Below are 26859 nucleotides of genomic sequence, written 5' to 3' on the forward strand. Positions count from 1 at the left end.
TCGACCCGACCCCCGCGCTGACCTCCCTGCGGGGGATGGGTCGCTTCGTGCCCAGGAAAAGGAGCAGTATCATGCGCACGACCGAACACACCCTCGATCTCACCCTCACCGGGAAGCTGTCCGCGACACCCCGCCAGACGGGGCTGACGGGCGTGCTGAAATCGGTTTGGCGTCTGCTGCGAAACCGAAATGCCATCGGCAGCCTGCAGGATCTCGACGACCACCAGCTGCTCGACATGGGGCTCTGCCGTCACGAAATCCGCGAGGCGCTGACCTCGTCCTTCTTCGAGGACCCGGGCCGTCACCTGACGCAGGCATCGCGGAACCGGACGAACACGTTCTACAGGAATGCGCGCAGCGATTGACGCGCGTGTTCGCTGCTTCCCTTGGGACGACACGGTTTCATGGGCGAAGCGGTTCAAGAGTTTTGTTGCGTGCCTCGAACGTTGAAAAGCGTTCCGCGCAACAGGGACGCGCAGCCGCCTCTGCGCGTTACCGTTCCCCGCAGGGTTAGAGCCAATTACCCTGCTGCTTGCCCGGTGCGCGGTCCCCAAGACCAGCACCGGGCTTTTTCTTTTTTGGGGGGGTGCGGAAATTGCTGATGCGTTCGATGAGCCGGACGGTACTTCAAATTGAAATACAGGCCTAAAGGCGCAGAGATTCCAGTTCGACATTAACTGCACGTTATCGGACATTTTAGGACAATAAACCAAACGTGTTTCTCGGCAGTTCCCCGGATGGAAAATATTCCACGACAGCGGATGCTTTGTCCGATATAGTGCAGAAATATTGATTTTGACGGCTGTGCTTCGAGCCAGCGCTTGACTCCATTTTCCGGCAGAACCAGTTCGCCTAAATATCCGCTGAAGCGCTCCTTGCCCCAGGACAGAGTTCGGCGGATGCCGCGCGGCAGAGCAAGGTGACCCTTAAAACTTGCGCGGCAAGCCGCAAGGCCTGCTGCGTTGAGCGAAATCCAGTAGTTCGGAACCTCTCCCAAGCCCCCGGGGAACCGAATTACTGGATTTATCGCAAGGGCAGCTGTTGGGCGTTGAGCCTTTCCGTGCCATTGCAATTGTGAACCAAAGAAGCGCCAGCGGGGCAGATTCCGGTTAACGATCGGGCCGCTTACATTTCGCAGCCATATAAGGCTTCCATCAAATTTTTGACAGCCTTGCATTCCCCAAAACTAGTGACTCGACATTTCCATAAGCGAGGCCTAATTTGCTTTTGCCGTTGCCTTGGCTGAAACCGGAACGGTATTTCTAGCGAAAGCGTTTTCGACTTTCCTTAATGTGGGGCTTTTTCAGCGATCTGTATTTGCGAGGCGTTTTAGAGCCTGCTGCCTTGATGGGTGGCAGGCTCTTTGATCGAAAGCGTCTCTCGCTCTCGACCGGAGACATCCGTGTTGACTGGCGGCAAATTGTGCTGTGACCCCATCAGGGCTTATGCCGAGATGGGTGTATCGATCAGAAAGCGCACGCTTCAGAAGTTCAATTTGTTTGCCTAAACGACCCCATCACCCTGAGACCATCCGCGGGGAACACGGAAGACCACCAAACCCTGTTCGACCGCAAAGCTTTCCAGGCCGGGCCTCAGTATCTCCAACAACAATACCCTTAAATCACACCTTCGTATTCTTCCGATACGTCTCAAACAGCCCGTCGATGCTCTTCTGATATTCCTTCTGCGCCTCGAGCCCGCTGTCGAACATGCTGCTGAACATGTCTGTAAACGGTGCCATCGGGTTCTTGTCCGTGGGCTTCTGTTCGGGGGCTGGGGCCGCTGCCGTCGCGCCGCCGCTCATCATGTCCTGAAATGCCTTGATGAAGGGGTTGGCGGCGAACATGTCGGGCGCGGTCGGCTGCTTTTCTTCCGGTTTGCCCATGCCGAAGAAGCCCTGCATGGCCTGGGTGAAGGGATTGTCGAAGGGATTTGCAGCTGGCTCGGGCTTTTTGGCAAAGCCGGAAGCTTCCAGCCAAGGCTTCATCATCGCGTCCATCGGTGTGTTGGCAAACGGGTTCTGCGCACCGCCCATCTGCCCGGAGGCCTGCTTGAACAATCCGCCCATGATCGCGCTCGCCACCACCGGCAGCATCTGCTTGTAGATTTCCTGGCCGATGCCGGTCATCTGGGCTGCCTGCGCGGCAACCGCACGCGACATATCCTTGGAGCCGAAAAGCTGGCCGAGGATGCCGTTGCCGTCGGCCATGCCCTGCGGCGTGAAGGCCTTCGTCATGTCCTCGAAATATTGCGCGTGATTGCCGCTCGACATGGCGGTGAGGAAGGCACCGAAATCATAGGGATTGGCGGTGTTGCGCTTCAGCGCCGTGGAAAAGGCCGGCATCAGCGCTGCTGTTGCCTTGGCCATCTGTTCCTGTGCAAGCCCGAACTGTTTGGCCATCACGTCCATGGCATTACCGTTCTGCGCCTGCATCATCATGTCAAAAAGCGGGATCATGTCCTGTTCTCTCCTGCAGGCGAAACGACGCATGTCGTTGCACTATAACGGGAAAAAGACAGGTGGAAACCGCTTTTTATTAGCCGGGACAATGCCCTCAATACTGATAGTCGGTGAACACCGGATCGACCGAGCCGTTCCAGCGGCCGTTGTAGAGCGCCAACAGGTCCTCGGCGAGCGTCGCCTTCTTGGCCAGCACTTCGTCAAGCGGGGCGAGGAAGATGCTTTCGTCGACCCCGTCGCCGTTCAGCCGGTTGCGGTTCTTCAGGCCGAGCCGCGAAATGTTGACCACTTCGCGGCCGATATCGAACAGCGAAACGCCGCGATGCTTGGCCGCAAGGCCCTGCGCCGGCACGGCATTGCGCATGGCAAGCGTGTCCTCGTAGGTCCAGTCACGGGTAAGCTCTTCGGCCGCGTCAAGCGCCGCGTCGTCGTAGAGCAGCCCCACCCAGAAGGCAGGCAGCGCGCAGATGCGGCGCCATGGGCCGCCATCGGCGCCACGCATTTCGAGGAAGCGCTTCAGGCGCACGTCGGGAAACAGCGTCGAGAGATGGTTGGTCCAGTCGCCCATGTTGGGCTCCCAGTCGGCGAGTTCACCCTTCAGCGCGCCGTTCATGAACTGGCGGAAGGTGACGTGGGTACAGTCGTGATACTTGCCTTCGCGCACGACGAAATACATCGGCACGTCGAGCGCCCATTTGACGTAATCCTCGAAACCGAAATCGGCATTGAAGACGGCGGGCAGCACGCCGGCGCGCTGGTTGTCGGTGTCGCGCCATATATCGCCGCGCCAGGAGAGCAGGCCGTTCGGCTTGCCGTCGGTAAAGGGTGAGCTCGCAAACAGCGCCGTCGACAGCGGCTGCAATTTCAGCGACACCTGCATCTTGCGGCGCATGTCCTCTTGCGAGGAGAAATCGAGGTTCACCTGGATCGTGCAGGTGCGGTACATCATGTCGAGACCTTGGGTGCCGACCTTCGGCATGTAGCGGCTCATGATGTCGTAACGGGATTTCGGCATGCGCGGCGTTTCGGCCAGCGTCCATTTCGGGCTGCCGCCAATGCCGAGGAAGCGGATGCCGAGCGGTTCGGCAATCTCGCGCAGATCGGCCAGATGCCGGTTCGATTCCTTGCAGGTCTGGTGCAGGTTTTCGAGCGGCGCACCCGATAGCTCGAACTGGCCGCCTGGCTCGAGTGAAATCGCGCCCTGTCCGGAATGTTCGGCAAGGCCGATGATATTGCCGGCGTCGATGATCGGTTCCCAGCCGCTTTTGGCCGCCATGCCGTTCAGAAGCGCCGAGATGCTGGCGTCGCCGGAATAGGGAACCGGGCTGTTGTCGACCTTGAAGAAGGCGAACTTCTCATGCTCCGTCCCGATGCGGAACCTGTCCTTCGGCTTGTTGCCCTCAGCCAGATATTCGGTCAGGTCTGCGATCGAGGTAACCGGCGTCTGGTCGGTGGTATCTCTGGCCATGAGCATCTTCTTTTGAACGGACGGAGCCTGCCGGATGGCAGAATATCAGGAGGGTGATTGAACCGGTTTCAAGTGTGGTGCAAGTGAAATTGTTTCAAGCCCGGTTCAATTTTTCAACACCTCGGACTGTCGTGAAACAGGCCTTTGCTACTGCCAATCGCCGATCGCCGCCTGAATTACCGCCATCGCAGCCACGGCTGCGGTATCCGCGCGCAGAATCCGGGGGCCGAGCGGGATGGCGGTGACGAAGTCGAGGCTGCGCAGCAAGGCCCGCTCGCTATCGGAAAACCCGCCTTCCGGACCGATCAACAGCGCCAGCTTGTGTTCTTTCACACCGGCCAGAACCGGTAGCGGATTTTGCCCGGCATCGCCTTCGTCGCAGAAGATGATCCGCCGCTCCGCCGGCCAGCCGGCAAGCAGGTCCTCCAGCTTGCGCGGCTCCGCAACCTCCGGAATGCCGAGAACGCCGCATTGCTCGGCCGCCTCGATGACATTGGCCCGCACACGGTCGAGGTTGGTAATCTTGCCCTGCACATGCTGCGTCATCACCGGCTGCAACAGGCCGGCGCCCATCTCGACGGCTTTCTGCACGAGATAGTCGAGCCTGCCGACCTTCAGCGGTGCGAACAGGTAATGCAGATCGCAAGGCGCGGGCTGGGGCCGGGCCTGCTCGGTCGCGGTCAGGAAAAGCCGTTTCTTGGTGGGAAAGGACAGTTCCGCACGCCACTCGCCGTCATGGCCATTGAAGACGAGGACGGCATCATCAGCCTCGAACCGCAGCACATTGACGAGATAGTTGAACTGCTCCCTGGTAGCCTCGTAGATCGTCCCCTTTGCCAGCGGCACGTCGATGAAAAGCCGCTGCATGCGGAAATTGGCGCGCATATGAAAAACCTCAGATGAAGAGCGTCGCGAAAACGAAATAGAGCGCCGCCGAGAGCAACGCCGAAACTGGAACGGTGATGATCCAGGCGCCGACGATCGTCATGAAATGCGACCGCCGCACCAGCCGCCGCCGTTGCGTTTCCTCCGGGCTATGTTCGACGCGGCGCTCGAAGTCCAGTTGCCCGGTTTTCCGGCGTACATATTCGAGGCGCCGCTTGGAATTGCGGGTGTACCATTCGCGGAAAAAGCCGATGCCGAACACCGCGCCGACGGCCGTGTGCGTGGTCGAGACCGGCAGGCCGAGCGACGTTGCCAGAATGACGGTGATGGCCGTTGCCAGGGCGACGCAGAAGGCGCGCATCGGGTTGAGCTTGGTGATCTCTTCGCCGACGACGTGGATCAGCTTCGGCCCGAACAGCAGCAGGCCGCAGGAGATGCCGAAGGCGCCGATCAGCATGACCCAGAGCGGAACATAGGTTGTCTGCAGGATGGCCAGGCCGTTGACATTGGCCACGATTGCCGAAAGCGGCCCGACGGCGTTGGAGACGTCATTGGCGCCATGGGCAAAAGAAAGCAGCGCCGCCGACAGGATCAGCGGCATTTGGAACAGCTTGCGCAGCGACTGGTTGCGGTTGTCGAGTCCCTGCGCCTGGCGAACGATCCATGGTCTGCAGGCAAGGACGGTGGCGGCGGCCACGGCCAGACCGATCAGGATGCCGTTGGTCAGCGATATATCGACGACCTTTTCCAGTCCGATCACCGCAAAATAGGTGGCAAAGGAGCCGGTCATCGTCGCGATCAGAATGGGTGTCCAGAAGATCGCCGCGTCGATCTTATCTTCACGGTAGATGATAAAGGTCTTGATGAAGGCCAGAAGCAGCGCCGCGATGCCGCCGCCGAGGATCGGCGAAACCATCCAGCTTGCCGTTACGCCGGCAAGCGATACCCAGTGCACGGCGGAAAAGCCCGCTGCGGCAACGCCGGAGCCGAGAATACCGCCGACGATCGAGTGGGTGGTGGAAATTGGTGCGCCGGACCAGGTGGCAATGTTGATCCACACGGCCGCTGAAACCAGCGCCGCCATCATCACCCAGACGAATGTCTCGCCGGATGGCATCTGCGCCGCATCGACAATGCCCGCCTCGATGGTGGAAACGACGCGCCCGCCGGCAAACACGGCACCGGCGACCTCGAAGATGGCGGCAATGACGAGCGCCGTCGTCATGGTGATCGCCTTTGACCCCACGGCCGCGCCGACATTGTTGGTCACGTCATTGGCGCCGATGTTCATCGCCATGTATCCGGCGATGGCGGCGGCGGCGATGATGATCAGATAGCCCGGTTCCTCGGAGACGTAGGCGGCAGCGAAAATCATGCTGACAAGCATGAACAGTAGGCCGAGACCGAGGCCTGCCCACGGCCTCAGCACGTGGTACGTTGCTTCCTCGGTGAGGGTAACCTTGTCAAGATAGCTGTCGAGTGTTGGCTTTTCGAGGCTCGGGCGCGGTTTTGTCACCGTCTGTTCTCCAATTCACGCCGCCTACCAGGAAACGGATAACCACCATTCGGCGCAGCAGGATCGGTTATGCCGCGCGTCGCTCTATCCAATCGTTTTCAGACGTTTATTGCGCCATGGCTTTTGGAGCCGGATTCATGGTGGCAAGCAAGCGCTGTTCGAAACTCAGGATGATATCCTTCAGCATCGGCTCGGCAACGCGGCTGGCGCCTTCCGCAAAGCTGACCCACTCCATTTTCCGGCTGCCCTTTTCGGGGAAGTTCTTCAGCATTTCCAGCACGACCAGCGGGTAGACCTGAACCATGCACTGGACCGTCAGCCCCTGGTCCATGCCTTTGTCATACATGTAGAAGCCGATCCGCTCCGCCCCGGTCTCGCCCTTCACGCCTGCCTCTTCATAGGCCTCGCGTTCGGCAGCCTGATGACACATCTTGCCTTCCATCGGCCAGCCCTTGGGGATGACCCAGCGGCCGGTGTCGCGGCTGGTGATCAGCAGCATCTCTGGTGCCGCGCTTTTCTTCTTGAACCGGTAGCATAGTGCAGCACACTGCATCCGCACCGGACGGCGGAACATCAGGCGTACATCTGTGGCAATGCGATTCAGAATATTCAACGTTGGGGCATCCTTCCAAAAAAGAGAATCAATTTGATCTGCAATATTGCTTAATTATGCTCGCTTTATACGGCCTGTAAACGCGCAGATTTGGTGAGACACATATAGTAATCGCGGCGCTCCTGATGAAGGGGCGACAACGCGGAAGACGGGCAATTTAATGAGATTGCGCCACCGAAATGTGTCGATTGCGCCCTTATAGAGCATGTTTGCGGCATTAGCGAGATGCGCACGGAAATTTGCCCGGTGCGTGTCTTTTGTGTCGTTGATTACGGCTCAGGGGCCGGCCTGCCGGTCTCGCTGCTGCATTCTCAACTGCGAGACGCGGGCCCATTCGCCGGAGCGCTCGGCGTCGCGTGTCGCCGTGATGATGAAATCGATATGGGCCTGCGCCGCCTTTCGGGCAGCGTCCGGCTCTCCGGCCATGATCGCCTCGTAGATGGCCTCGTGCTGGGCAAGCAATTTGTCGCCCGCGCCGGGGGCGGCGAAGAGGACCTCGCGGCTGAAGAATATCCCGCCGCTCAACAGCCGGTAGCAGGCGCGCAGGGTATGCAGCAGGATAATGTTGTGCGCGCATTCGCCGATGGCGCTATGCAGCTCGACATCCGTCTTCAGTCCGCCCTCGGCCGAACCGGAAAGATGGGCGGCCCGCATCTCTTCCATGATGCGCGTCAGCATGTCCTTGTCGAAGCGGGTGGCGCGTCGCGCGGCCAGTTCCGCCGTCATGCCTTCCAGCTCGCGTCGGTATTCCAGATAGTCCTGCGTCGCCTTCTGGTGACGCGAGATCAGCTCGATCACCGGCTTGGAAAAGACCTGGCCGATGACATCGGCGACGAAAGTGCCGCCGCCGTGATGGCTGACGAGCAGCCCGCGCGCTTCCAGTTCCTTCAGCGCTTCGCGCAGGATCGGCCGCGAGACGTCGAACCGGCCCGACAGGTCGCGCTCGCTCGGCAGCCGTTCGTTGTCGCGCAGCACGCCTTCAAGGATCAGGAGTTCGATCTGCTGGATGATTTCGCCGGAGGTGCGGCTGTGAGGGATGCGGGCAAAGGCATCGATGGTGTCGTCTGTCACGGCAGCTCTCCTTGGCCTCAATTTATCCATGCGTTGGAAAGTGGTCAAATTCTTTAGCCACTTTTCAAATTGAGATGGAAACAAAGTCGTTCCTGCGTCAAAGCGTCCTTTCCCTTTTGCTCAACCTGTTGATAAGAGGGTTCTGATTGATGCGTGAGAGGGGAAAACGCTTCATGGCTAAAGGCAGTTTTGCATTTCCGTCGGCTCCGGCCCGCGCGCAGGCGCTGGGCGAGATCCACGCGCGTCCTTATGCGCTGGTGACAACGCCGCGCGTCATCTTCCAGCTTGCTTTCATGACGGACGGCGGCTCGGCCGTCGATCATGCCGTCCTGTCCGAACTGTCGCGTGCCCGTGGCGTCTCGCCGCCCAGCCGCGAAGCCAACCATCATGCGCTGTCCTGGGGGCAGGGGACCCTGCGCTGGGAGCGGCACACCGAATTCTCGACCTATTTCTGGGATGGCGTCATTCCCGATCGCTTTGGTGGGGAAGTCACCGCCCATCCTTTCGGCGACGGGTTTTCTCCGCCGGGAACGCTGATTTCCGGCATCCGGCTGGAAATCCGGCCGGATTCGGAGGAAACCCGCGCGGCAATGAGCGTGTTCGACCCGACCAGCCTCTGTTACAGCGATGTCAAGAACGGCCAGGCCGTGGTGCTGACCGATTTCCGCCAGAACGGCGACGGCCTGACGCAGATCCTCGTCATCGACCGTGGCATGACGGAGGCCGGGACCGGCGCGCTTGTCCAGCGGCTGCTCGATATCGAAACCTACCGCACACTGGCGATGGTCGGCCTGCCGTTGGCACAATCGCTGTCGCCGGATATTCGCCGCATCGAGGATGGGCTGACCGGGGTCACGCAGAGGATGCGCACCAGCGCCCGCGAAAAGGCCGACGAGATGCTGGCCGAGATCACGCTGCTGGCTGCCGAGCTGGAGGCAGGGGCTGCGCTGAGTCTCTATCGCTTCGGTGCTAGCCGCGCCTATTACGGCATCGTCCAGGAGCGCATCCGCTCGCTGACCGAAACCGGCGTGCCCGGCTATGAGACGCTCGGCACATTCCTTGAACGGCGCCTGGCCCCGGCGATGCGCACCTGCCAGTCGGTGGAAGAGCGTCAGGCCAACCTGTCGCGCAAGCTGACACGCGCCACGGCGCTGCTCCGAAGCTGGGTCGATGTCGAGCTGGAGAGGCAAAACAGCGTGCTGCTCAACTCGATGGACCGCCGTGCCAAGCTGCAGCTGCGCCTGCAGCAGACCGTCGAAGGTCTCTCCGTCGCGGCGATCTCCTATTATGTCGTCGGCCTGTTCGGTTATCTCGCCAAGGCGCTGGAAAGTGAAGGCCTGCCGGTCAAGTCCAGCGTGCTGACCGGGTTCTTCGTGCCGGTCGCGGTGCTGGCCATGTGGGTCGTGGTGCGCCGTATCCGCAAGCATCATGCAGACGAGGACCGCGAAACCCTTTAAGTCTTGCCGGATATTCGAAGCGAATCGACCTGTGCGAAACCATGGTTAAAGCGGCAAAAGCGGCGAAGAAGGCAAAACTCGATCGGGACGGTCTGACCGCTCTCGGTCTGGAACGCTTGATCGAGATCGCGCTGGATGAGGCGGCCCTCAACACGTCCTTCAAGAGACGGCTGAACGCGGCGCTTGCCGGGATAAGCGGTGCCTCCGGCGTCGCCAAATTGACAGACAGCCGCCTGACCGCGCTCGAAAAATCGAACACGCGCATCCGCTGGCAGAAGGAACGCGCCTTCGGCAACGATCTCGACAGCATCTCGGCCAGCATCGTCAAGGAGTTCGGCGCAGTCGATCCGGGCATGGCGCTCGAAAGGTTGGTCCGCTTCGTCTTCGGCTATGAGGGCATCGCCGAGCGTGTCAACGATTCCAGCGGCCGTATCGCCGGCATCTATGTCCAGGCCTGCGAAGCTGCCGGCCGTCTGGCGCAGGCGGTACCCGTTGACCAGCAGGCTCGTATCCCGCCATTGCTGACGCCCGGCCTGCACGGCATGGACTATCATGGCGTCAAGACATTGCTGGCGGTGCGGATTGCGGCCGCGCTGTCACCCGACGTCCTGAAGGCCTGGGACGAAACGCTGGCCTCGGCCGTGAAGATACCGGCCGGAACCACCTTTCTGCCGGCCATCGTCCATGTGCGCCGCGCCATTGCCGATGCGCGTGGCGATCTCGATGCCTATGTGGCGATCGAGGAAGCCCTGCCGGAAGCGCTGCGCGAACCGACTGTCGTCGCCGAACGGCTCCATGCCGCCGGTCGCAATGCCGAGGCACTGATCTGGGTTCGCAAGCAGCGCAAATCCCGGGTCGGCTTCATCCGTCGCAGTGATATCCTGAGCGGCGGCCTTAAACCGCTTCCCGATAAGGACAGGCTCGAAGCCGCCATCCTCGACGGACTGAAGGACCGCCCTGCCTCGCAAGCACTGCGCTGGAAGATCTTCGAGCAGGGGCTCGATCCGGCGGTACTACGGGAATACATCGCCAAGGCCGGCGATTTCGAGGAATTCGAGGCGCTCGACAAGGCCTTCGCCTTCGTGGAGAGCTACCGTGAACCGCATACAGCCCTGCGGTTCTATCTGGCGTGGCCGAGGCTTGATCTCGCGGCGCGCTATGTCGTCGCCCGATGGGGCGTCTGGGAGGGAGAGTTCTACGAGTTTCTTCTGCCCGCCGCCGAGGCGTTTGAGACCGACTATCCGGCCGCGGCAACCGCGCTCTATCGTGCCCTGCTCGACCGCATCATCGGCCGCGGCCTGTCCGAGGCCTATGGGTACGGCGCCGATTACCTGGCGAGGCTCTCGGCACTGGCAAAACGTCCCGGCGGCAATGACGGGTTGATGTCGCATGCCGATTATGTGGCGGATTTGCGCAGGCAGCATATCCGCCGGCACGGCTTCTGGGACCGTATTCCGCCCGAAGCTTACCGCTCCCAGTAAGGCTCAGGCCCGTAGAGCCCGGCGAGATAATCGATGAACAGCCTCACTTTGGCCGGCAGGAACTGGCGGCTGGGATAAAGCGCCGAGACGAAGAGGTTGCGCGATCCTTCCCACGCAGGCAGCACCTGCAAGAGCTTTCCGGATTTCAAGTCGCCGCCGACATCCCAGGTCGAGCGCAGCGCGATGCCGGCGCCGGAAAGCACCGCCTCGCGCACCACTTCCGAGGAATTGGTGATCAGTCGGCCCTGCGGTTTATAGCTCAGCGAACCCGCCTCGCTTTCCAGCTTCCATGTGTCGTGGTTGTGCTGGCGCAGGCAGATATGGCGGCCGAGATCGTCGACGGTTTCCGGCATGCCGTGCCTCTCGACATAGGCGGGCGCGGCGCAGAGGATGCGCCGGACCGGCGCAAGCTTGCGCGCCACCAGCGTCGAGTCGCTCAATTCGCCGATGCGGATCGCCAGATCGAAACCTTCCGCGACGATGTCGGTGAATTCGTCGGATAGCACGATGTTGAGGATGAGGTCTGGGTGTCTCTCGATGAAGCGGGCGAGATGCGGCGCCACGTGCATGCGACCAAAGGAGGTTGGCGCCGTGACCCGCAATGTGCCTTGCGGCTGACCCGAACGGCCCGAAGCAAAGGCCTCGGCGTCCTCGATGCCGGCCATGATCCCAAGCACGCGGTCGTAAAATCCCTGTCCCGCTTCGGTCAACGATATCTGCCGCGTGGTTCGCTGAAAGAGCCGCGTGCCGAGCCGGTCTTCCAGGCGCTTGATACGCTTGGAGATGACGGCTGGGGAAAAACCGAGCGCCCGGCCGGCCGCCGACATGCTGCCGGTCGAAACCACGCGCGTGAAGACCTCAAGATCGCCCAGATTTGTCATCAATCTTGACCATTGTTTCGAAAACGGAAAAACTGATTAGCATTTGCTGCAGTATGGCGATAGTGGTAAAGAAAAAATACCAATTCATGCCGCAGTGCAAATGAGCCGGGAGGCCGACATGCCGGAGACGATCGCCTTTCTGGAGCCGAAGCAGTCCGTGCTCGCCCGCCGCGATGCGATCATCGAGGATCTGGCCGATCTTCTGCCCGAGGGCTGTCTCATCAGCGAGAAACGCGGTCTGGTGCCGTTCGAGACGGACGCCTTCATCGCCTATCGCCAGGTGCCGCTGGCCGTCGCCCTGCCGGAAACCACGGCACAGGTGGCGGCGGTGCTGAAATATTGCAGCCGCTACGGCATTCCCGTCGTCCCGCGCGGGGCGGGCACATCGCTGTCGGGTGGTGCCATTCCGCAATCCGACGCGGTGGTCATCGGCCTCTCGAAAATGTCGCGCATCCTCGATATCGACTTTGCCAACCGGACCGCAACGGTGCAGGCGGGCGTCACCAATCTCAATATTTCCGAAGCGGTGTCAGCCGATGGTTTCTTTTATGCGCCGGACCCGAGTTCGCAGCTTGCCTGCACCATCGGCGGCAATATCGGAATGAATTCCGGCGGCGCCCATTGCCTGAAATACGGGGTGACGACCAACAACCTGCTCGGCGTCAAGATGGTGCTGTTCGACGGCACGATCGTCGACCTCGGCGGCAAGGCTCTGGATGCGCCGGCTTATGATCTGCTCGGCCTCGTCTGCGGCTCGGAAGGCCAGCTCGGCATCGTCACCGAGGCAACGGTGCGGTTGATCGCCAAGCCGGAAGGAACGCGGCCGGTTCTCTTCGGCTTCATGTCGTCGGAGGAGGCGGGCTCCTGCGTCGCCGAAGTCATCGGCTCCGGCATCATCCCGGTCGCCATCGAATTCATGGACAAGCCGGCCATCGGCATCTGCGAGGCGTTCGCCCAGGCCGGATACCCGATGGATGTCGAGGCGCTGCTGATCGTCGAGGTCGAGGGATCGGAAGCCGAGATGGAGGCGATGCTGGCCAGCATCATCGACATCGCCCGCCGTCACGGCGTTTCCACCATTCGGGAAAGCCAGTCGGCAACGGAAGCGGCGCTGATCTGGAAAGGCCGCAAATCCGCTTTCGGCGCCACCGGCCGCATCGCCGATTATATCTGCATGGACGGCACGGTGCCGCTCAGCCAGCTGTCCTATGTCCTGAAGAAGACCGGCGAGATCATCGACGGCTACGGTCTGCGGGTCGCCAATGTCTTCCACGCCGGCGACGGCAACATGCATCCGCTGATCCTCTACAATATCAACGATCCGGAGGATGCTGCCCGCGCCGAAGCAGCCGGCAACGACATCCTCCGTCTCTGCGTCGATGCCGGCGGCTGCCTCACCGGCGAACACGGCGTCGGCATCGAGAAGCGCGACCTGATGCTGCACCAGTTTACCCAGGTCGATCTGAACCAGCAGATGGCCGCCCGCGCCGCTTTCGATCCGCAATGGATCATGAACCCGTCAAAAGTCTTTCCGCTGGAAGGGCGCCCCGCCGCATGAAAATGGACTTCGAACCAGCCTCGGAGACGGACGCCGCCGACATCGTCAGGCACGCAGCGGAGACAGGAACGCCGCTTGCGATTGCCGGCGGCGGAACGCGGTCGGGCCTCGGCAATCGGGTTCAAGCCGAGCAGTTTCTATCGACGCGAAAACTGACCGGCATTGTCAGCTACAATCCGGCGGAAATGACGATGAGCGCCAAGGCGGGAACGCCGATGGCGGAGATCGAGGCGGTGCTGGCAGAAAACCGCCAGATGCTCGCCTTCGAACCGATGGACCATCGCGGCGTCATGGGCACCAGGGGCGAGCCGACCATCGGCGGCGTCTTTGCCGCCAATGTCTCCGGCCCGCGCCGGATCACTGCCGGTGCCGCGCGCGACCACCTGCTCGGCATCCGCTTCGTCAATGGGGTGGGAGAGACGATCAAGTCCGGCGGCCGGGTGATGAAGAACGTCACCGGCCTCGATCTTGTCAAGCTGCTCTGCGGGTCGCATGGAACGCTGGGCCTGCTCACGGAGGTGACCTTCAAAGTCCTGCCCTTGCCGCCATCTGCCATGACGATCGTCGTTTTCGGTCTCGACGATGCGCAGGCAGCCGCCGCGATGGCGCATGCGCTGGCGCTACCGGTCGAGGTGTCCGGTGCCGCGCACCTGCCCGATAGCGTGCGCTACCGCTTCATCGGCAGCAGCCAGCCGGAGGGGGCAGCGACGGTGCTGCGTCTCGAAGGCTTGGCGGCGTCAGTTGCCGTGCGTGCCGAAAAGCTCAAGGCCACTTTCGCTTCGGTCGCGCCCATTGCCATTCTCGACCACAAGGCGACGGAAACGCTCTGGCGGGACATCCGCGACATCAAGCCCTATGCCGACGGCACGCAAAAGCCGCTCTGGCGCGTCTCCGTCGCCCCTTCCGCCGGTCAGCAACTGGTCGCGGCCTTGCGGCTCGAAGCCGGCGTCGATGCCTTCTACGACTGGCAGGGCGGCCTGATCTGGCTGCGCATGGAAGCCGACGCCGAAGCGGATCTTCTGCGCCGTTATATCAAGGGGCTGGGCGGTGGACACGCAACGCTGTTACGGGCTGCGGATGCAGTTCGCGCTGTGACGCCTGCGTTCGAGCCGGAGCAGCCTGCGGTGGCGGCGCTGTCGGCGCGGCTGAAGGAAAAATTCGATCCCAAGGGGGTTTTCAATCCGGGGAAGATGGGGTGATGGAGATGATGAGTATGTGGCGCGCTACCCCCCTCTGTCACTTCGTGACATCTCCCCCTCAAGGGGGGAAATCGTTCTTTTACCCAAGTGACCTCCCGGTAAGGCGGGCACAGAGTCTACGGCCGATCTCCCCCCTTGAGGGGGAGATGTCCCGGAGGGACAGAGGGGGGTATGTCTCCATACACTCGGAGCGCCGCGCCTGATGCAAACCACCTTCACCCCCGCCCAGCTTGCCGATCCGCATGTTGCCGAATCCGAGGCGATCCTGCGCAAATGCGTGCATTGCGGTTTCTGCACGGCGACCTGTCCAACCTATGTGACGCTCGGCAACGAGCTCGACAGCCCGCGCGGCCGGATCTACCTCATCAAGGACATGCTGGAAAACGGCCGTCCGGCGGACGAGGAAGTGGTGACCCATATCGACCGGTGTCTTTCCTGCCTTGCCTGCATGACCACCTGTCCCTCCGGCGTCAACTATATGCACCTGGTCGATCACGCCCGTGTCCATATCGAGCAGACCTACAGGCGGCCGCTGAAGGACCGGCTGGTGCGCGCTGTCCTCGCGGCGGTCCTGCCGTATCCTTCACGCTTCCGGCTGGCTCTCAAGGCTGCCCGTCTCGGCCGGCCGCTTGCAGGCTTCATGAAGCGGGTGCCCTTCCTGAAGACCTTCGGCGTCATGCTGGACCTGGCGCCATCGCAGATCGCCTCGGCGTCCGCAGCCGCAGTGCCCGGCATTCGTGCAGCTGAAATAGAAAAACGCGGCCGTGTGGCCATCCTTACCGGCTGTGCCCAGCCGGTGCTGAAGCCCGGGATCAACGAGGCGACGATCCGGCTTCTGACGCGGCTCGGCGTCGAGGTGGTGGTGCCGCAGGGCGAGGGCTGTTGCGGCGCGCTTGTCCATCACATGGGCCGCGAGGAACAGGCGCTCGTTGCCGCCCGCCGCAATGTCGATGTCTGGATCAGGGCGGCCGACGAGGGCGGGCTGGACGCCATTATCATCACCGCGTCGGGCTGCGGCACGACGATCAAGGATTATGGCCACATGCTGCGGCTCGATCCGGCCTATGCGGACAAGGCCGCGCGCGTTTCGGCTCTGGCCAGGGACATCACCGAATACCTGGCAACCCTCGACCTGCCACGGCAGGAGGCGAGAAACATCACGGTCGCCTATCATTCCGCCTGCTCGATGCAGCATGGGCAGAAGATCACCCTTGCTCCCAAGGTCCTATTGAAGAACGCCGGCTTCACCGTCCGCGATCCTGCCGAGGGCCATCTCTGTTGCGGGTCGGCAGGCACCTACAACATCCTGCAGCCGGAAATTTCGGCGACGCTGAAGGCGCGCAAGGTCAGGAACATAGAGGCGACGAAGGCCGATATCATCGCCACCGGCAATATCGGCTGCATCACCCAGATCGCCACCGGTACGGCTATGCCGATCCTGCACACGGTCGAGCTTCTCGACTGGGCCTATGGCGGTGAAAAGCCGGCCTTGCCTCAGAAGTGAAACGAGACGCCGAGATTGACCGCATTGGTCAGGATGTTGGTCTTCAGACGGGCGCCGCTGTCGATCGGCACGTCGATGAAGGAATAGTTGCCCTTGTATTCGCCGAACACGGACCAGCGCTCTGAAATCTGGTAGGAAATGCCCGCCTGCGCCTGAAGGGTCATACCGCCGAATTCATAGTCGAACGTCTTGCCCGAGGGGCGGGTGACCTCGACATGCGGCACGTTGATGCCGATACCGGCGCCGATATAGGGCGTCCATTTCCGGTCCGGCTTCTGGAAGCGGTAGATGCCGTTCAGCGTCAGCAGGTTCAGCCCGTCGGTGAATTCGAAATGGGTCCATCCCGGCGTCTTGCCGAATGTCTCGTCGTCGGCATAGACCTTTGCGTGCGTGTAGTCGATCGACAGGCCGATATTCGGCTTGCCGAGGTCGGTCAGCCACCAGGTGCCGCGCACGCCGTAATATTGTGGCGACTTGAAGGAATTGCCTTCCCAGCCTGCGGTAAAATCCGGGCCATCCGACACGTTCACATTGCTGTGCGGCGCTGTCTGGTAGCCGCCGTAGACCGAGATCTGCAGGTCTTCCGCACGGACGGAGACGGCGGCAAGATTTGCAAGGGCAATGATCGAAGAGAAAAGGGCTGCCGCCCGTCCGGTGTTCAAGCGCATGTCGGTCCCCAAGCCGTTCCACTCCGGAAAAGCCGTATATTCAAGGGGCAACAGCGGTGTGACAGGTTGCGGAAAGGGGAACAAAAAAAGCGCCCGCCAGAGCGGACGCTTTCGGGTAGTGGTATCGACGAAAAATCAGCCGCCGAAGATGGTGCGCAGGATGTCGACACCACGATCGTCGTAAGAGACATTGCCCTGCTTGTTGCCGGGGCCGATGACGATGACCTTGGTGCCGATCGAGGCGCGCTCATAGAGGTGCTCGACATCCTGGTTCATCATGCGGATGCAGCCCGACGACATGTTGAGACCGATCGTCCAGGGCTGGTTGGTGCCGTGGATACGGAATCCGGAATCGTTCCTGCCCTTGTAGAGATACAGCGCGCGGGCACCGAGCGGATTGTCGATGCCACCTTCCTGAAAGTCGGGAAGGATATGGCCCTTCTTGCGTTCGCGGGCGATCATCTCCTTCGGCGGCGTCCAGCCCGGCCACTCGGCCTTGCGCTGCACCTTGACGACGCCCGACCAGCCGAAGCCTTCGCGGCCGACGCCGATGCCGTAGCGGGTCGCGCGGTTCGGACCCTCGATGTAATAGAGATACTTGTTGTTGGTATCGACGATGATGGTGCCGGGGGCTTCGTCGGTCTGCAAACGTACCTTGGTACGCCAGAATTGTTTGGCCGGCTTCTTCTGCACGGCAACCAGCGTGACATCAGTTCCCGCATGAACGGTGGCAGGCTCGCCCGGCATGAAAGCCGAGGCGCTCGACGCGCCAAACAGAACACTGGCCGCAAAACTCGCCGCGGCCAACGATTTCAACGCATATCTCATCAACGGATTCCCTCTCCAGCCCTAAGCTGCGAAACGCTATTCAATATCGCGTTTTACGCAAGTCTAACGGGCCTTGGATAGAGAAAATGTGATCGAGATGGCTGTATCGCCGGAACCCCTGTTGCTGAAAGGCCACGTTGCGGCCCTTCAGCGGGTAAGCGGCGGCTTAAATGACGATAACCTTGGTGCCGACGTTGACCCGTTCATAAAGGTCGGTCACATCCTCGTTGCGCATGCGGATGCATCCCGACGAAACGGCATAGCCGATCGTCCAGGGGGCGTTGGTGCCGTGGATACGGTAGAGTGTCGAGCCGAGATACATGGCCCGTGCGCCGAGCGGATTGCCTTCGCCGCCTTCCATCGACGCCGGCAGGTAATGACCCTTCGCGGCTTCGCGGGCGATCATTTCCGATGGCGGCGTCCAGGTCGGCCATTCCGCTTTCCGGGTGATCTTGTGGGCTCCCGCCCATTCGAAGCCCGGCTTGCCGACGCCGACGCCGTAGCGGCGGGCTTCGCCGTTGCCGGTCACCAGATAGAGGAAACGGCTGTTCGTATCGATGACGATCGTCCCCGGCTTTTCCTGGCTTTCATAGGCGACGGTCTGCGGCAGGAACTGTGGATCGATCTGGCGTTGCTGCGGCTTTTGCGCCCGCATCATCGACACCGGCTGTGCGACGGCAGCGCCGGAGCGCTGAACGCGGCGCTGGAACAGATATTGTTTTCGGGTGGCGGCCGGCTGCTGAACGGCTATAGCGCGCTGTTGGCGGTAGACGACAGGCTGGACGCTGCCGCCGAGTTGGGTGACCCAGGGGGCGGTGAGGTCGGGGCTGATGATGATTGGCGGGCGGTTCTGGTAGCGGTCGCCCGCTTCCGCCAGGCTGGACAGGGCAACGAACACGGATGTGGCAAGGATCAGGGTTTTCTTCATCATCGGACGGACTTACTACCTTTCGCCGGGATATCTCATAGCTTCGCCGTCCGCGGGGCGGGCGGATGACGGGTGCGATTTTGAACGCCAAAAGCTTGGCGGAATGGGGCGATGGTGGCACCAGGCAGCAACCGAATGGTAAACGCCGGTTCATTAAAGGTTGCGCGAACCGATAAAGCTTTGGGTAGGGTTATCGCCGGCTTTAGGACTATGGTTGGCAAATGGTAAAGCGAGAAAAATCGGGGAGAACCGTGTGACAGCAAAGGGTATCATCACGGGCGGGGACGGCCTTGACCGCTGTGCCTGGCACGCCAATCTCGACGATTACCAGCGCTACCATGACGAGGAATGGGGCAAGCCGATGGCCGATGACATCCGGCTGTTCGAAAAGATCTGCCTCGAAGGCTTCCAGTCCGGCCTGTCCTGGCTGACGATCCTGCGGAAACGCGAATCGTTCCGCGCCGCCTTTGCCGGGTTCGATTTCAACGTTGTCGCCACCTTCGGCGATGCCGATATCGAGCGTTGCCTTGCCGATACCGGCATCGTCCGCCATCGCGGCAAGATCGTCTCGACCATCAACAATGCCAAAAGGGCGCAGGAACTGAAAGCCGAGTTCGGTTCGCTTGCCCGCTATTTCTGGAGCTTTGAGCCGGGCGGCAACGAGCGCCCGAAAACCGTGACCTGGGAAGCGATCGCCGCCAATCCGACGACACCGACCTCGACGCTGATATCGAAGGACCTGAAGAAACGCGGCTGGACCTTCGTCGGCCCGACCACCGTCTATGCCTTCATGCAGGCGATGGGGCTGGTCAACGACCACATCGAGGGCTGTTACTGCCGGGAAAGAAACGAAGACCTGCGCCGCGCGTTCGTGCGGCCTTGATCTACTCTTCGCCCGGTATTCCATGCAGCCGCGTAACGGGCCGGTTGTTCATATAAAGAAGAACCACGCCGAAGATCACCAGCATCGCGCCGATCACCAGCCATTCCCTGTTGTCGGACATCGCCATGCCGGGAATGATATTGGAGCCTTGCAGCATCCAGAGCCCGCCGAGCAAAATGATGACGATGCCTGCGATGTTCTTGAATATCTTCATGACGTCCTCCCACGCACTGACCGAAATTATGTGCCCAAGGCGATCCCACGTCAACGTCGGGTGACAGGGCCTGTCGGGCAAGCGCCGGAGACCAGCTCCGGCGCCGCTTTCATGTGGTCAGGGGATCAGCCGCCGTTCCTGGCGAGCCAGTCCTTCATTGTCGCGATCTCCGCTTCCTGGGCGGAGATGATGCCCTCGGCGAGTGCGCGAAGTTCGGCATCCTTGCCGTATTCAAGCTCGATCTTCGCCATGTCGATCGCCCCTTGATGGTGGGCGATCATGCCGCGCACGAAATCGGCGTCGGCATTGCCGGTAAAGGCGATGTCCATGCCCTCGTGCATCTTTGCGTTGGCCTCGGCAAAGGCCTTGCTGGAAGGCCCCGTATCGCCCTTCGGCTGTGCCCCCATCGATCCGTGGTCCATCTTGCTGTGGTCCATTTCCTGGGCGGCAAGGGGGGACGTGAAGGCAAAGGCCAGCGTTGTCGCAGCCATGATCATTCTCAGAGACATCGTGTGCTCTCTTTCGTTTCTATAGTCGCAATCTGCAGGCTTTGGGCCAGCGTTCAGGAAAACGAGAGAGACGTCTTGGGGGGCGGGAAACGCGGTTTCAGCGCCGTCGCCCGCATCGCCTTCTGCGGCAAGGGATGGACGGTACCCGCGGGAAGCTCGATCCGGTCGAGGCCGTGAGCATCGAGAACGACCGCGAAACAGGCGGCACAGAGCAGCGGGTGTACCGCCTTTGGATGGTCGTTGCACGGTTTTGCCGCAGTGCAGGGATGATGATTATCCTGGCCGACGCCGGCCGCCATGGCGTGGCCGGCTGCCATGCCCGCATGATGCACCGCCGCCGTGCCGCCCAGATCCTGCATCTGGGCGAGCGCGGCCGTCCAGCCGCTGATCAGCGCGCAGAAGACGGCAAGGGTGAGGATGGCGATGCGCATGACCCGAAGATAGGGGCTGCGGGCATGGAAGAAAAGGTGGCGGCGCAGTGTTTTTATCGGCGGGTGAGGTTGCAACCATCCTGCCGCGGAAGGCGCCTTCAACGCTCCGGTGCGGAAAAGGCAAAGACACCCCGCATCCGGCCGGCCGCGGTTGCCGTGTCGATCGTCGATGTGCCGATGCAATAGAGCGGCCCGGCGGAACCGTCCTCGTGAACGATGGTCGTGCAGTAGTAGAAGGACGATGCCGCGGCCGTTGCTTCTTCCAGGATGTTCAGCACGACCTTGCGATGGTCATCCTCGTATCCCCGGATGATATCCAGCAGCCCGCAGGGGCTTTGTTCGAGCGCATGAATGCGCCGCGCCGTCTCGCCGATCGAGAAGATGCCGGTGGAAAGATCGCAGTGCCAGCCTTCGACGACGTAGTCATGCTCCGTCAATTCCGCGATCCATTCCTCGTGGGCACGCGCGTCTTCGGGCAGGATGGTACCGAAGCCGGGTTTCACGAATCTGAGCATGCTCTGTTGCTTTCAATGTCCGCTCGCGCCGCGGTCGTTTCAAGTCTGAGACACTTTCTCGTGCTCGTTCCGCGCCTTGGTGAAAAAGCGCTTTACCAGCAGCCTGAAAAGCGTTGATCTATGTTTCGTCGCGGCGTTGCAGTCAGCAGAAGTTGGTCCCCATGGTTTCAAGAAATAGTCGACAAACGCCGGTTCCGAAACGGCTGCAATTGATCATTGACTCTTCTCTTGGTGTATTAATTTTCATAAATACAACCAATGGCTTCATAAAAAGACTGTCCGAATGAACCTGATCCTGAGCGAGTTGATCCGGCAATTGCGGGGCTACCGGTTGAAGGCCGGGCTGACCCAGGGAGACATTGCCTGGAAACTCGGTTTCTCGCTTCCCACGGTCTCGCGCTGGGAACGCGGAATCGCCACGCCCGACCTGCGCGCCATCGGCGCCATCGTCGATTTCCTGCGCCGCGCCGACGCGCATGCGGAAAAGGTTCTGCTTCGGTCGATCCTCACCGCCAAGGACAGCCGCAATCTCTGGGAGGGTGAAGATATCCGCTATCTTGCGGGTTCGCGGCAGGAATTCGTCGAAACACCGCTGATGCGGACGATGGTGGGAAAGGGCATCCGCCGCTACATGACCGGGCTCTACCACGATTTCATCGAGGATGCGGCGATCGTGTCGAGCCTGAAGGCGGGCGATCTCGCCAGTATCGACTTCTACGGCGGCGCCTCGATGACGGTGACATCCATTCCGCAGGGTTTCGTCCAGTTGAAGCGGATGAGCTTCCAGTCGGAGTTGAAGGGCGTCATCCGCGGCGCCACCCATTCGATCCTCATCCCGCAGGCCGAGGCGCCGATGGCGGAAGGCGCGGTCATCCATAACTGGGACACGCTGGCGCGGCCGCTTTAGGCCGTGCCGATCGAGGCAAAGACTTGCCGCCTTGGCCTTGATCGGATAGGGAAAGCGCCAATTCCCATGACCGATCCACGTTGACCGATCGACGCTGAAAGTGCGGATGCCATGAACGACAAAAAGAAGAAGCCACAGAAGCTCAGAGCCCGCCTGCCGCGCGGCTTCGTCGACCGCGCTGCCGCCGATATCCGCGCCGTCGACGAGATGACGGCGAAGATCCGCGAAGTCTACGAGCGCTACGGCTTCGACCCCGTCGAAACGCCGCTGTTCGAATATACCGACGCGCTCGGCAAGTTCCTGCCCGACAGCGACCGCCCGAACGAAGGCGTCTTCTCGCTGCAGGACGACGACGAGCAGTGGATGAGCGCGCGCTACGATCTCACCGCGCCGCTTGCCCGCCATGTCGCCGAGAATTTCAACGACATCCAGCTGCCCTACCGCACCTACCGCGCCGGCTATGTCTTCCGCAACGAAAAGCCAGGCCCCGGCCGCTTCCGCCAGTTCATGCAGTTCGACGCCGACACGGTCGGCGCCGCCGGCGTCCAGGCGGATGCCGAAATGTGCATGATGATGGCCGACACGATGGAGGCGCTGGGGATTAAGCGCGGCGACTATGTCATCCGGGTGAACAACCGCAAAGTTCTGGATGGTGTGCTTGAGGCGATCGGGCTTGGCGGCGACGAGAATGCTGGTGCACGGCTGAATGTGCTCAGGGCGATCGACAAGCTCGACAAGTTTGGCGTGGAAGGGGTGAAACTGCTACTTGGCCCTGGCCGCAAGGACGAGAGCGGCGATTTCACCAAGGGCGCGGGGCTGAATGAAGAGCAGATCGCACCGTTGCTGGAGTTCGCAAACTTCAAAGAGACTGTAGCGGGTGTCCGGTATAGCAATGCGCTTGACGATAAGGTCAGCTACCCACTTCCATTTCGTGATGCGCCCGACACTTGGGCAGATCATGTGAATCTGCCTGCAGATTGGCGGGCCAAAGCCGCTTCTCTCACAGGACTGATCAAGCCCCCCGCAGCAAGCAATGATACTTGGAATTTGGACAACCTGAGTATCTTTGCGCTGATATTCAAAGCGAACGAAAAGATCATCGAAGGTCTCAACGAACTTGCACAGATCGCCATACTTGCCCATGCTGCTGGCTATGGTGAAGACAGGATTGTCATCGACCCCTCCGTCGTCCGTGGCCTCGAATACTACACGGGCCCTGTCTTCGAAGCCGAGCTCCAGTTCGCTGTCACCAATGAAAAAGGCGAAAAGGTTGTCTTCGGCTCGGTCGGCGGCGGTGGCCGCTACGATGGCCTCGTGTCGCGCTTCATGGGCCAGCCGGTGCCGGCGACGGGCTTCTCCATCGGCGTCTCGCGCCTGATGACGGCGCTGAAGAACCTCGGCAAGCTCGGCATGGAAGAGGTGATCGCCCCGGTGGTCGTCTGCGTCATGGACCGCGACACGGAAAGCCTCGGCAAGTACCAGCAGTTCACGCAAACGCTCCGCCATGCCGGCATCCGCGCCGAAATGTACCAGGGCAACAAGAAGAACTTTGGCGACCAGCTGAAATATGCCGACCGCCGCGGCTCGCCGCTCGCCATCATCCAGGGCGGCGACGAACGCGCTGAAGGTCTCGTGCAGATCAAGGATTTGATCGAGGGCAAGCGCCTGTCGGGCGAGATCGAGGATAACACGGCCTGGCGCGAAGCCCGCGTCGCGCAGGTCTCGGTCCCGGAAGCCGACCTCGTCGCCAAGGTCCGCGAGATGCTGGCGGCGCAGGCGGACGATCGGGCGCGCGGCGATTAAGGACTGAGGATGAGGATCGTTTACCCCCCTCTGTCACTTCGTGACATCTCCTCCTCAAGGGGGGCGATTACCATATCCAGTCGAGGCCACCTCACGAATAGGGCACGGAGCCAGCGGCCGATCTCCCCCCTTGAGGGGGAGATGTCACGGAGTGACAGAGGGGGGTGCGAAGCCTCCGCGCAAACAGATCGCCCATGGTAACGCTCCTGTCCATCCATCATGTCCAGCTCGCCATGCCGGCAGGCGGCGAAGATCAGGCCCGGGCCTTTTATTCCGGTCTGCTGGGGATCCCCGAGCGGATCAAACCCGACAATCTCGCCAGTCGCGGCGGCTGCTGGTTCGAGGCCGGCGCACTGAAGGTGCATCTGGGCGTCGAGCCGGATTTTCGTCCTGCGCTGAAGGCTCATCCGGCCTTTCTGGTCGATGATGTCGCGTCCCTTGCGAAAAACCTGAAGGCGGCAGGCTGCCGGGTTGTTGAAGATGAGCCGCTTCAGGGATATGAGCGGGTCTACGTTTTTGATCCGTTCGGCAACCGTATCGAACTGATCCAGATTTTGGCGCCTTGAAGGAAAACTGCCGGTTCATGCCCCTGATCAACCTCCCAGCCTTTGCCGCCGATCTGCTGGCCGATTTCGAGCGGCTGGGAACGCTGCGCGTCGATACGCCGGTGATCCAGCCGGCCGAGCCGTTTCTCGACATGGCCGGCGAAGACCTGCGCCGCCGCATCTTCATGACCGAGAGCGAGACGGGCAAGAGCCTCTGCCTGCGCCCGGAATTCACCATCCCCGTCTGCCTGCGCCATATCGAGACCGCCACCGGCACGCCGCAGCGCTATTCCTATCTCGGTGAAATCTTCCGCCAGCGTCGTGAAGGCGCCAACGAATTCTATCAGGCCGGCATCGAGGATCTTGGCGAAACCGATGTGGCGAGCGCCGACGCCCGCGCCATCGGCGATGCCATCGCCATCCTTTCCGCTCGCCTGCCGGGCAGGAAGCTCAATGTGACGCTCGGCGATCAATCGGTGTTCGAAGCCGTCGTTGCCGCCTGCGGCCTGCCCGCCGGCTGGCAGAAGCGCCTGATCCATGCCTTCGGCAATTCCGCCCAGATCGACGCCCTGCTGACGCGGCTGTCGAGCCCGCAGCCGGTAACCGGGCTCAGCGTCGAGATCGAGGCTCTGCTCTCCTCCGGCGACGACGCGACGCTGATCGCCCATCTCGACGAAACCATGGAGGCGACCGGCTATTCCACCAATGCCAGCCGCAGCCCGAAGGAAATCGCCGAACGGCTGAAAGAAAAGCGGGCGCTCGAAAAGACCGCGCTCGATGGCCGCACGCTCGGCGTTTTGCGTGAATTCCTGTCGTTGAACATTCCGCTTGCCGAAGCACCGGCGGCGCTGTTCGCCTTCGCGGAAAAATCCGGTTTGACGCTCGATGGCGCCCTGTCGCGGTTTGATGCGCGCGTCGCAGCACTCGGCAATGCCGGCGTCGATGCGAAAGCGCTCACCTACCGCGCCGCCTTCGGCCGTCCGCTTGATTATTACACCGGCCTCGTCTTCGAGATCGTCATCGAAGGCTCTTCGGCGGTTCTCGCCGGTGGCGGCCGCTTCGACCGGCTGATGACGCTGCTTGGCGCGAAAGAGCGCATCCCAGCCGTCGGCTTCGCGCTCTGGCTCGACCGGATGGAACAGGCGCTGGCCCAACCAAAAGGGGAGGCGGCCCAATGACCATCACCATCGCGCTGCCCTCCAAGGGCCGGATGAAAGACGACGCCTCCGCCATCTTCGAAAAGGCCGGCCTGAAGATCGTCGCCGTCGGCAACGAGCGCTCCTATCGCGGCCGTGTCGAAGGGCTGGATAACGTCGAGATCGCCTTCCTCTCGGCCTCCGAAATCTCCCGCGAGATCGGCAGCGGCTCGATCGATTTCGGCGTCACCGGCGAGGACCTGATCCGCGAAGGCCTGTCGGAGGCCGATGCCCGCGTCGAATTCTGCGCAAGGCTCGGCTTCGGCCATGCCGATGTCGTCGTCGCTGTGCCGGAAATCTGGCTCGATGTCGATACCATGGCCGACCTCGGCGACGTCGCCGCCGACTTTCGCGCCCGTCACGGCCGCAGGCTGGCGATCGCCACCAAATACTGGCGCCTGACCCAGCAGTTCTTTTCCGCCAAGCACGGCATCCAGCTCTACCGCATCGTCGAAAGCTTAGGGGCCACCGAAGGCGCACCGGCCTCGGGGTCGGCCGATATCATCGTCGACATCACCTCGACCGGCTCGACGCTCAAGGCCAACCACCTGAAGATCTTGTCGGATGGGGTCATGCTGCGGTCGCAGGCGTGTCTGGTGCGGGCCCGCAAGGCCGAGCATGCGGGCGATCCGCTGGTGGCGAAGATCATTGAGGCGGTTAGCGGCGTTTGCTGAAGGTCGCTGCTCTGGTCGCAGAAGGTCAGTGCAATAACCGATAGCGTCGCCCGGCTCCAAGCCGATAGGCACCACGCGACAGAAACGCAGCCAGTCCCGTCAGGACCCATCCGGCCGCAAAGCCGATGCCGGCCCATGTCAGGCCGGGAAGACTGATGGGCACGGCGGGAATGAAATCACGCCAGGCGTTTCCAAGAACCGCACCGTCGGCATCGCGTACAAGGACAAAGGGTTGCAGGATCGGCGCTGCCGACGCCAGATTTTCCTCCTGCGCCTTCAGCGTCTCGTAGCGGATGATCGTATCGCGCATCGTTTCGCCCTGCTCTTTGAGAAAGGGTTCGGCTGATGCTGCATAGATGCCGAGCGCTTTTTCGCGATCAAGCGCATTGCTGCCGGCCTGCTGATCGAAGGCCTCGACCAGCACGCGTAACTCATCGAGCGCCCCGCCGATGCGCTGGCGATACTGCTGCGTCAATTCGGGTGCCTGTGAGGCGACGATCCCTCCGAATAGGGCGGCGCCCAAGGCGATGAATCTCGCAATCGGTCTCATGGTCATTCCAGCCTTGGTGCTTGATCAACTGAAGGCATAACGGCTGTCTGCGTCAAATGTTCGATTGGGTCAAAAGCGGCCTCGATGCAGTGCGAAATCAGCAAGCCACAATGA

Annotated in this window: 27 protein-coding genes; 12 read left to right on the forward strand and 15 right to left on the reverse strand. The window is 61.5% G+C overall.

All coding sequences use genetic code 11. From position 1 onward, the window contains the following. Positions 1-71 precede the first annotated feature (71 nt). A complete protein-coding gene (locus J2Z75_RS14325) occupies positions 72-365 on the forward strand; it encodes a DUF1127 domain-containing protein (RefSeq protein ID WP_209853453.1) in 294 nt (97 codons plus the stop codon). A gap of 1256 nt (positions 366-1621) precedes the next feature. Here J2Z75_RS14325 and J2Z75_RS14330 read toward each other — a convergent pair. The 6 genes from J2Z75_RS14330 to J2Z75_RS14355 all read right to left on the reverse strand — a co-directional run bounded on the left by J2Z75_RS14330 (position 1622) and on the right by J2Z75_RS14355 (position 8014). Beyond that, positions 1622-2458 (reverse strand): DUF937 domain-containing protein, encoded by an 837-nt coding sequence (locus tag J2Z75_RS14330; RefSeq protein ID WP_209853454.1) that lies wholly within the window; start codon positions 2456-2458, stop codon positions 1622-1624. A gap of 97 nt (positions 2459-2555) precedes the next feature. Then, positions 2556-3929: a glutamate--cysteine ligase gene (locus J2Z75_RS14335; protein ID WP_209853455.1), complete on the reverse strand. Its 1374-nt coding sequence runs from the start codon at positions 3927-3929 to the stop codon at positions 2556-2558. Between the two features lie 147 nt (positions 3930-4076). After that, positions 4077-4814, reverse strand: a complete 738-nt coding sequence (locus tag J2Z75_RS14340) for a 16S rRNA (uracil(1498)-N(3))-methyltransferase (protein ID WP_209853456.1) — start codon at positions 4812-4814, stop codon at positions 4077-4079. Positions 4815-4824: 10 nt separating this feature from the next. Next, complete coding sequence (locus J2Z75_RS14345) at positions 4825-6330, reverse strand: inorganic phosphate transporter (protein ID WP_209853457.1); 1506 nt, start codon at positions 6328-6330, stop codon at positions 4825-4827. A 106-nt stretch (positions 6331-6436) separates the two neighbouring features. Beyond that, a complete protein-coding gene (locus J2Z75_RS14350) occupies positions 6437-6943 on the reverse strand; it encodes an NUDIX hydrolase (protein ID WP_209853458.1) in 507 nt (168 codons plus the stop codon). 276 nt (positions 6944-7219) lie between these two features. Beyond that, the gene (locus J2Z75_RS14355) at positions 7220-8014 is read right to left on the reverse strand and encodes a FadR/GntR family transcriptional regulator (RefSeq protein WP_327791257.1); all 795 of its coding nucleotides are present in this window, start codon (positions 8012-8014) and stop codon (positions 7220-7222) included. A 173-nt stretch (positions 8015-8187) separates the two neighbouring features. Here J2Z75_RS14355 and J2Z75_RS14360 point away from each other — a divergent pair, with 173 nt between their 5' ends. Continuing rightward, on the forward strand, positions 8188-9471 hold the full coding sequence (locus tag J2Z75_RS14360; RefSeq protein ID WP_209853459.1) for a DUF3422 family protein: 1284 nt from the start codon (positions 8188-8190) through the stop codon (positions 9469-9471). Positions 9472-9512: 41 nt separating this feature from the next. After that, entirely contained in the window at positions 9513-10952 is a 1440-nt protein-coding gene (locus J2Z75_RS14365; RefSeq protein WP_209853460.1) for a DUF6880 family protein, read from the forward strand. Here the strand turns inward: J2Z75_RS14365 and J2Z75_RS14370 are convergent. Then, positions 10937-11833, reverse strand: coding sequence for a LysR family transcriptional regulator (locus tag J2Z75_RS14370; protein WP_209853461.1), 897 nt, complete (start codon positions 11831-11833; stop codon positions 10937-10939). The genes J2Z75_RS14365 and J2Z75_RS14370 overlap by 16 nt on opposite strands. 118 nt (positions 11834-11951) lie before the next feature. Here J2Z75_RS14370 and J2Z75_RS14375 point away from each other — a divergent pair, with 118 nt between their 5' ends. The 3 genes from J2Z75_RS14375 to glcF all read left to right on the forward strand — a co-directional run bounded on the left by J2Z75_RS14375 (position 11952) and on the right by glcF (position 16094). Continuing rightward, on the forward strand, positions 11952-13391 hold the full coding sequence (locus tag J2Z75_RS14375; protein WP_209853462.1) for an FAD-binding oxidoreductase: 1440 nt from the start codon (positions 11952-11954) through the stop codon (positions 13389-13391). Then, the gene (gene glcE, locus J2Z75_RS14380; protein ID WP_209853463.1) at positions 13388-14590 is read left to right on the forward strand and encodes a glycolate oxidase subunit GlcE; all 1203 of its coding nucleotides are present in this window, start codon (positions 13388-13390) and stop codon (positions 14588-14590) included. Before J2Z75_RS14375 ends, glcE begins: the two co-directional genes overlap by 4 nt. Before the next feature lie 202 nt (positions 14591-14792). Continuing rightward, positions 14793-16094 (forward strand): glycolate oxidase subunit GlcF, encoded by a 1302-nt coding sequence (glcF, locus tag J2Z75_RS14385; RefSeq protein WP_209853464.1) that lies wholly within the window; start codon positions 14793-14795, stop codon positions 16092-16094. Here glcF and J2Z75_RS14390 read toward each other — a convergent pair. From J2Z75_RS14390 to J2Z75_RS14400, 3 genes are all read right to left on the reverse strand, one after another. Continuing rightward, a complete protein-coding gene (locus J2Z75_RS14390; protein ID WP_209853465.1) occupies positions 16085-16762 on the reverse strand; it encodes an outer membrane protein in 678 nt (225 codons plus the stop codon). The genes glcF and J2Z75_RS14390 overlap by 10 nt on opposite strands. Before the next feature lie 135 nt (positions 16763-16897). Continuing rightward, positions 16898-17590 carry a L,D-transpeptidase gene (locus J2Z75_RS14395; RefSeq protein WP_209853466.1) on the reverse strand — a complete coding sequence of 231 codons (693 nt, stop codon included), beginning with the start codon at positions 17588-17590 and terminating at the stop codon, positions 16898-16900. Positions 17591-17756: 166 nt separating this feature from the next. After that, positions 17757-18521 carry a L,D-transpeptidase gene (locus J2Z75_RS14400; protein ID WP_209853467.1) on the reverse strand — a complete coding sequence of 255 codons (765 nt, stop codon included), beginning with the start codon at positions 18519-18521 and terminating at the stop codon, positions 17757-17759. Positions 18522-18771: 250 nt separating this feature from the next. On the opposite strand from J2Z75_RS14400, the gene J2Z75_RS14405 reads away from it, so the two are divergent. After that, the gene (locus J2Z75_RS14405; protein ID WP_209853468.1) at positions 18772-19401 is read left to right on the forward strand and encodes a DNA-3-methyladenine glycosylase I; all 630 of its coding nucleotides are present in this window, start codon (positions 18772-18774) and stop codon (positions 19399-19401) included. A 1-nt stretch (position 19402) separates the two neighbouring features. Here J2Z75_RS14405 and J2Z75_RS14410 read toward each other — a convergent pair whose 3' ends face one another. From J2Z75_RS14410 to J2Z75_RS14425, 4 genes are all read right to left on the reverse strand, one after another. Next, on the reverse strand, positions 19403-19615 hold the full coding sequence (locus J2Z75_RS14410) for a hypothetical protein (RefSeq protein ID WP_209853469.1): 213 nt from the start codon (positions 19613-19615) through the stop codon (positions 19403-19405). Positions 19616-19740: 125 nt separating this feature from the next. Then, positions 19741-20124: a CopM family metallochaperone gene (copM, locus tag J2Z75_RS14415; protein WP_209853470.1), complete on the reverse strand. Its 384-nt coding sequence runs from the start codon at positions 20122-20124 to the stop codon at positions 19741-19743. Positions 20125-20177: 53 nt separating this feature from the next. After that, positions 20178-20630: a hypothetical protein gene (locus J2Z75_RS14420; RefSeq protein WP_209853471.1), complete on the reverse strand. Its 453-nt coding sequence runs from the start codon at positions 20628-20630 to the stop codon at positions 20178-20180. Between the two features lie 23 nt (positions 20631-20653). Continuing rightward, on the reverse strand, positions 20654-21070 hold the full coding sequence (locus J2Z75_RS14425; RefSeq protein ID WP_209853472.1) for a hypothetical protein: 417 nt from the start codon (positions 21068-21070) through the stop codon (positions 20654-20656). Between the two features lie 283 nt (positions 21071-21353). Between J2Z75_RS14425 and J2Z75_RS14430 the strand changes: the two genes are divergently transcribed. The 5 genes from J2Z75_RS14430 to hisG all read left to right on the forward strand — a co-directional run bounded on the left by J2Z75_RS14430 (position 21354) and on the right by hisG (position 26195). Next, complete coding sequence (locus J2Z75_RS14430) at positions 21354-21977, forward strand: helix-turn-helix domain-containing protein (protein WP_209853473.1); 624 nt, start codon at positions 21354-21356, stop codon at positions 21975-21977. A 111-nt stretch (positions 21978-22088) separates the two neighbouring features. Beyond that, the gene (locus J2Z75_RS14435) at positions 22089-23780 is read left to right on the forward strand and encodes a histidine--tRNA ligase (RefSeq protein ID WP_209853474.1); all 1692 of its coding nucleotides are present in this window, start codon (positions 22089-22091) and stop codon (positions 23778-23780) included. A 194-nt stretch (positions 23781-23974) separates the two neighbouring features. Further along, on the forward strand, positions 23975-24346 hold the full coding sequence (locus tag J2Z75_RS14440; protein WP_209853475.1) for a VOC family protein: 372 nt from the start codon (positions 23975-23977) through the stop codon (positions 24344-24346). Positions 24347-24363: 17 nt separating this feature from the next. Continuing rightward, positions 24364-25503, forward strand: coding sequence for an ATP phosphoribosyltransferase regulatory subunit (locus J2Z75_RS14445; RefSeq protein WP_209853476.1), 1140 nt, complete (start codon positions 24364-24366; stop codon positions 25501-25503). Then, a complete protein-coding gene (gene hisG, locus J2Z75_RS14450) occupies positions 25500-26195 on the forward strand; it encodes an ATP phosphoribosyltransferase (RefSeq protein ID WP_209853477.1) in 696 nt (231 codons plus the stop codon). The genes J2Z75_RS14445 and hisG overlap by 4 nt, the downstream gene beginning before the upstream one ends. A gap of 25 nt (positions 26196-26220) precedes the next feature. On the opposite strand, the gene J2Z75_RS14455 is transcribed toward hisG, so the two are convergent. Then, complete coding sequence (locus J2Z75_RS14455; protein WP_209853478.1) at positions 26221-26745, reverse strand: DUF2937 family protein; 525 nt, start codon at positions 26743-26745, stop codon at positions 26221-26223. Between the last annotated feature and the right edge of the window lie 114 nt (positions 26746-26859).

It is taken from the genome of Rhizobium herbae, from assembly GCF_017873135.1.
GTDB classification, from domain to species: domain Bacteria; phylum Pseudomonadota; class Alphaproteobacteria; order Rhizobiales; family Rhizobiaceae; genus Pararhizobium; species Pararhizobium herbae.

Excerpts from the sequence above, each read along its gene's own strand:
- J2Z75_RS14325 (WP_209853453.1), top strand. The coding sequence starts at position 72 with ATGCGCACGACCGAACACACCCTCGATCTCACCCTCACCGGGAAGCTG.
- J2Z75_RS14330 (WP_209853454.1), bottom strand. The coding sequence starts at position 2,458 with ATGATCCCGCTTTTTGACATGATGATGCAGGCGCAGAACGGTAATGCC.
- J2Z75_RS14335 (WP_209853455.1), bottom strand. The coding sequence starts at position 3,929 with ATGGCCAGAGATACCACCGACCAGACGCCGGTTACCTCGATCGCAGAC.
- J2Z75_RS14340 (WP_209853456.1), bottom strand. The coding sequence starts at position 4,814 with ATGCGCGCCAATTTCCGCATGCAGCGGCTTTTCATCGACGTGCCGCTG.
- J2Z75_RS14360 (WP_209853459.1), top strand. The coding sequence starts at position 8,188 with ATGGCTAAAGGCAGTTTTGCATTTCCGTCGGCTCCGGCCCGCGCGCAG.
- J2Z75_RS14365 (WP_209853460.1), top strand. The coding sequence starts at position 9,513 with ATGGTTAAAGCGGCAAAAGCGGCGAAGAAGGCAAAACTCGATCGGGAC.
- J2Z75_RS14370 (WP_209853461.1), bottom strand. The coding sequence starts at position 11,833 with ATGACAAATCTGGGCGATCTTGAGGTCTTCACGCGCGTGGTTTCGACC.
- J2Z75_RS14375 (WP_209853462.1), top strand. The coding sequence starts at position 11,952 with ATGCCGGAGACGATCGCCTTTCTGGAGCCGAAGCAGTCCGTGCTCGCC.
- glcE (WP_209853463.1), top strand. The coding sequence starts at position 13,388 with ATGAAAATGGACTTCGAACCAGCCTCGGAGACGGACGCCGCCGACATC.
- glcF (WP_209853464.1), top strand. The coding sequence starts at position 14,793 with ATGCAAACCACCTTCACCCCCGCCCAGCTTGCCGATCCGCATGTTGCC.
- J2Z75_RS14390 (WP_209853465.1), bottom strand. The coding sequence starts at position 16,762 with ATGCGCTTGAACACCGGACGGGCGGCAGCCCTTTTCTCTTCGATCATT.
- J2Z75_RS14395 (WP_209853466.1), bottom strand. The coding sequence starts at position 17,590 with ATGAGATATGCGTTGAAATCGTTGGCCGCGGCGAGTTTTGCGGCCAGT.
- J2Z75_RS14400 (WP_209853467.1), bottom strand. The coding sequence starts at position 18,521 with ATGATGAAGAAAACCCTGATCCTTGCCACATCCGTGTTCGTTGCCCTG.
- J2Z75_RS14410 (WP_209853469.1), bottom strand. The coding sequence starts at position 19,615 with ATGAAGATATTCAAGAACATCGCAGGCATCGTCATCATTTTGCTCGGC.
- copM (WP_209853470.1), bottom strand. The coding sequence starts at position 20,124 with ATGTCTCTGAGAATGATCATGGCTGCGACAACGCTGGCCTTTGCCTTC.
- J2Z75_RS14425 (WP_209853472.1), bottom strand. The coding sequence starts at position 21,070 with ATGCTCAGATTCGTGAAACCCGGCTTCGGTACCATCCTGCCCGAAGAC.
- J2Z75_RS14430 (WP_209853473.1), top strand. The coding sequence starts at position 21,354 with ATGAACCTGATCCTGAGCGAGTTGATCCGGCAATTGCGGGGCTACCGG.
- J2Z75_RS14435 (WP_209853474.1), top strand. The coding sequence starts at position 22,089 with ATGAACGACAAAAAGAAGAAGCCACAGAAGCTCAGAGCCCGCCTGCCG.
- J2Z75_RS14440 (WP_209853475.1), top strand. The coding sequence starts at position 23,975 with ATGGTAACGCTCCTGTCCATCCATCATGTCCAGCTCGCCATGCCGGCA.
- J2Z75_RS14445 (WP_209853476.1), top strand. The coding sequence starts at position 24,364 with ATGCCCCTGATCAACCTCCCAGCCTTTGCCGCCGATCTGCTGGCCGAT.
- hisG (WP_209853477.1), top strand. The coding sequence starts at position 25,500 with ATGACCATCACCATCGCGCTGCCCTCCAAGGGCCGGATGAAAGACGAC.
- J2Z75_RS14455 (WP_209853478.1), bottom strand. The coding sequence starts at position 26,745 with ATGAGACCGATTGCGAGATTCATCGCCTTGGGCGCCGCCCTATTCGGA.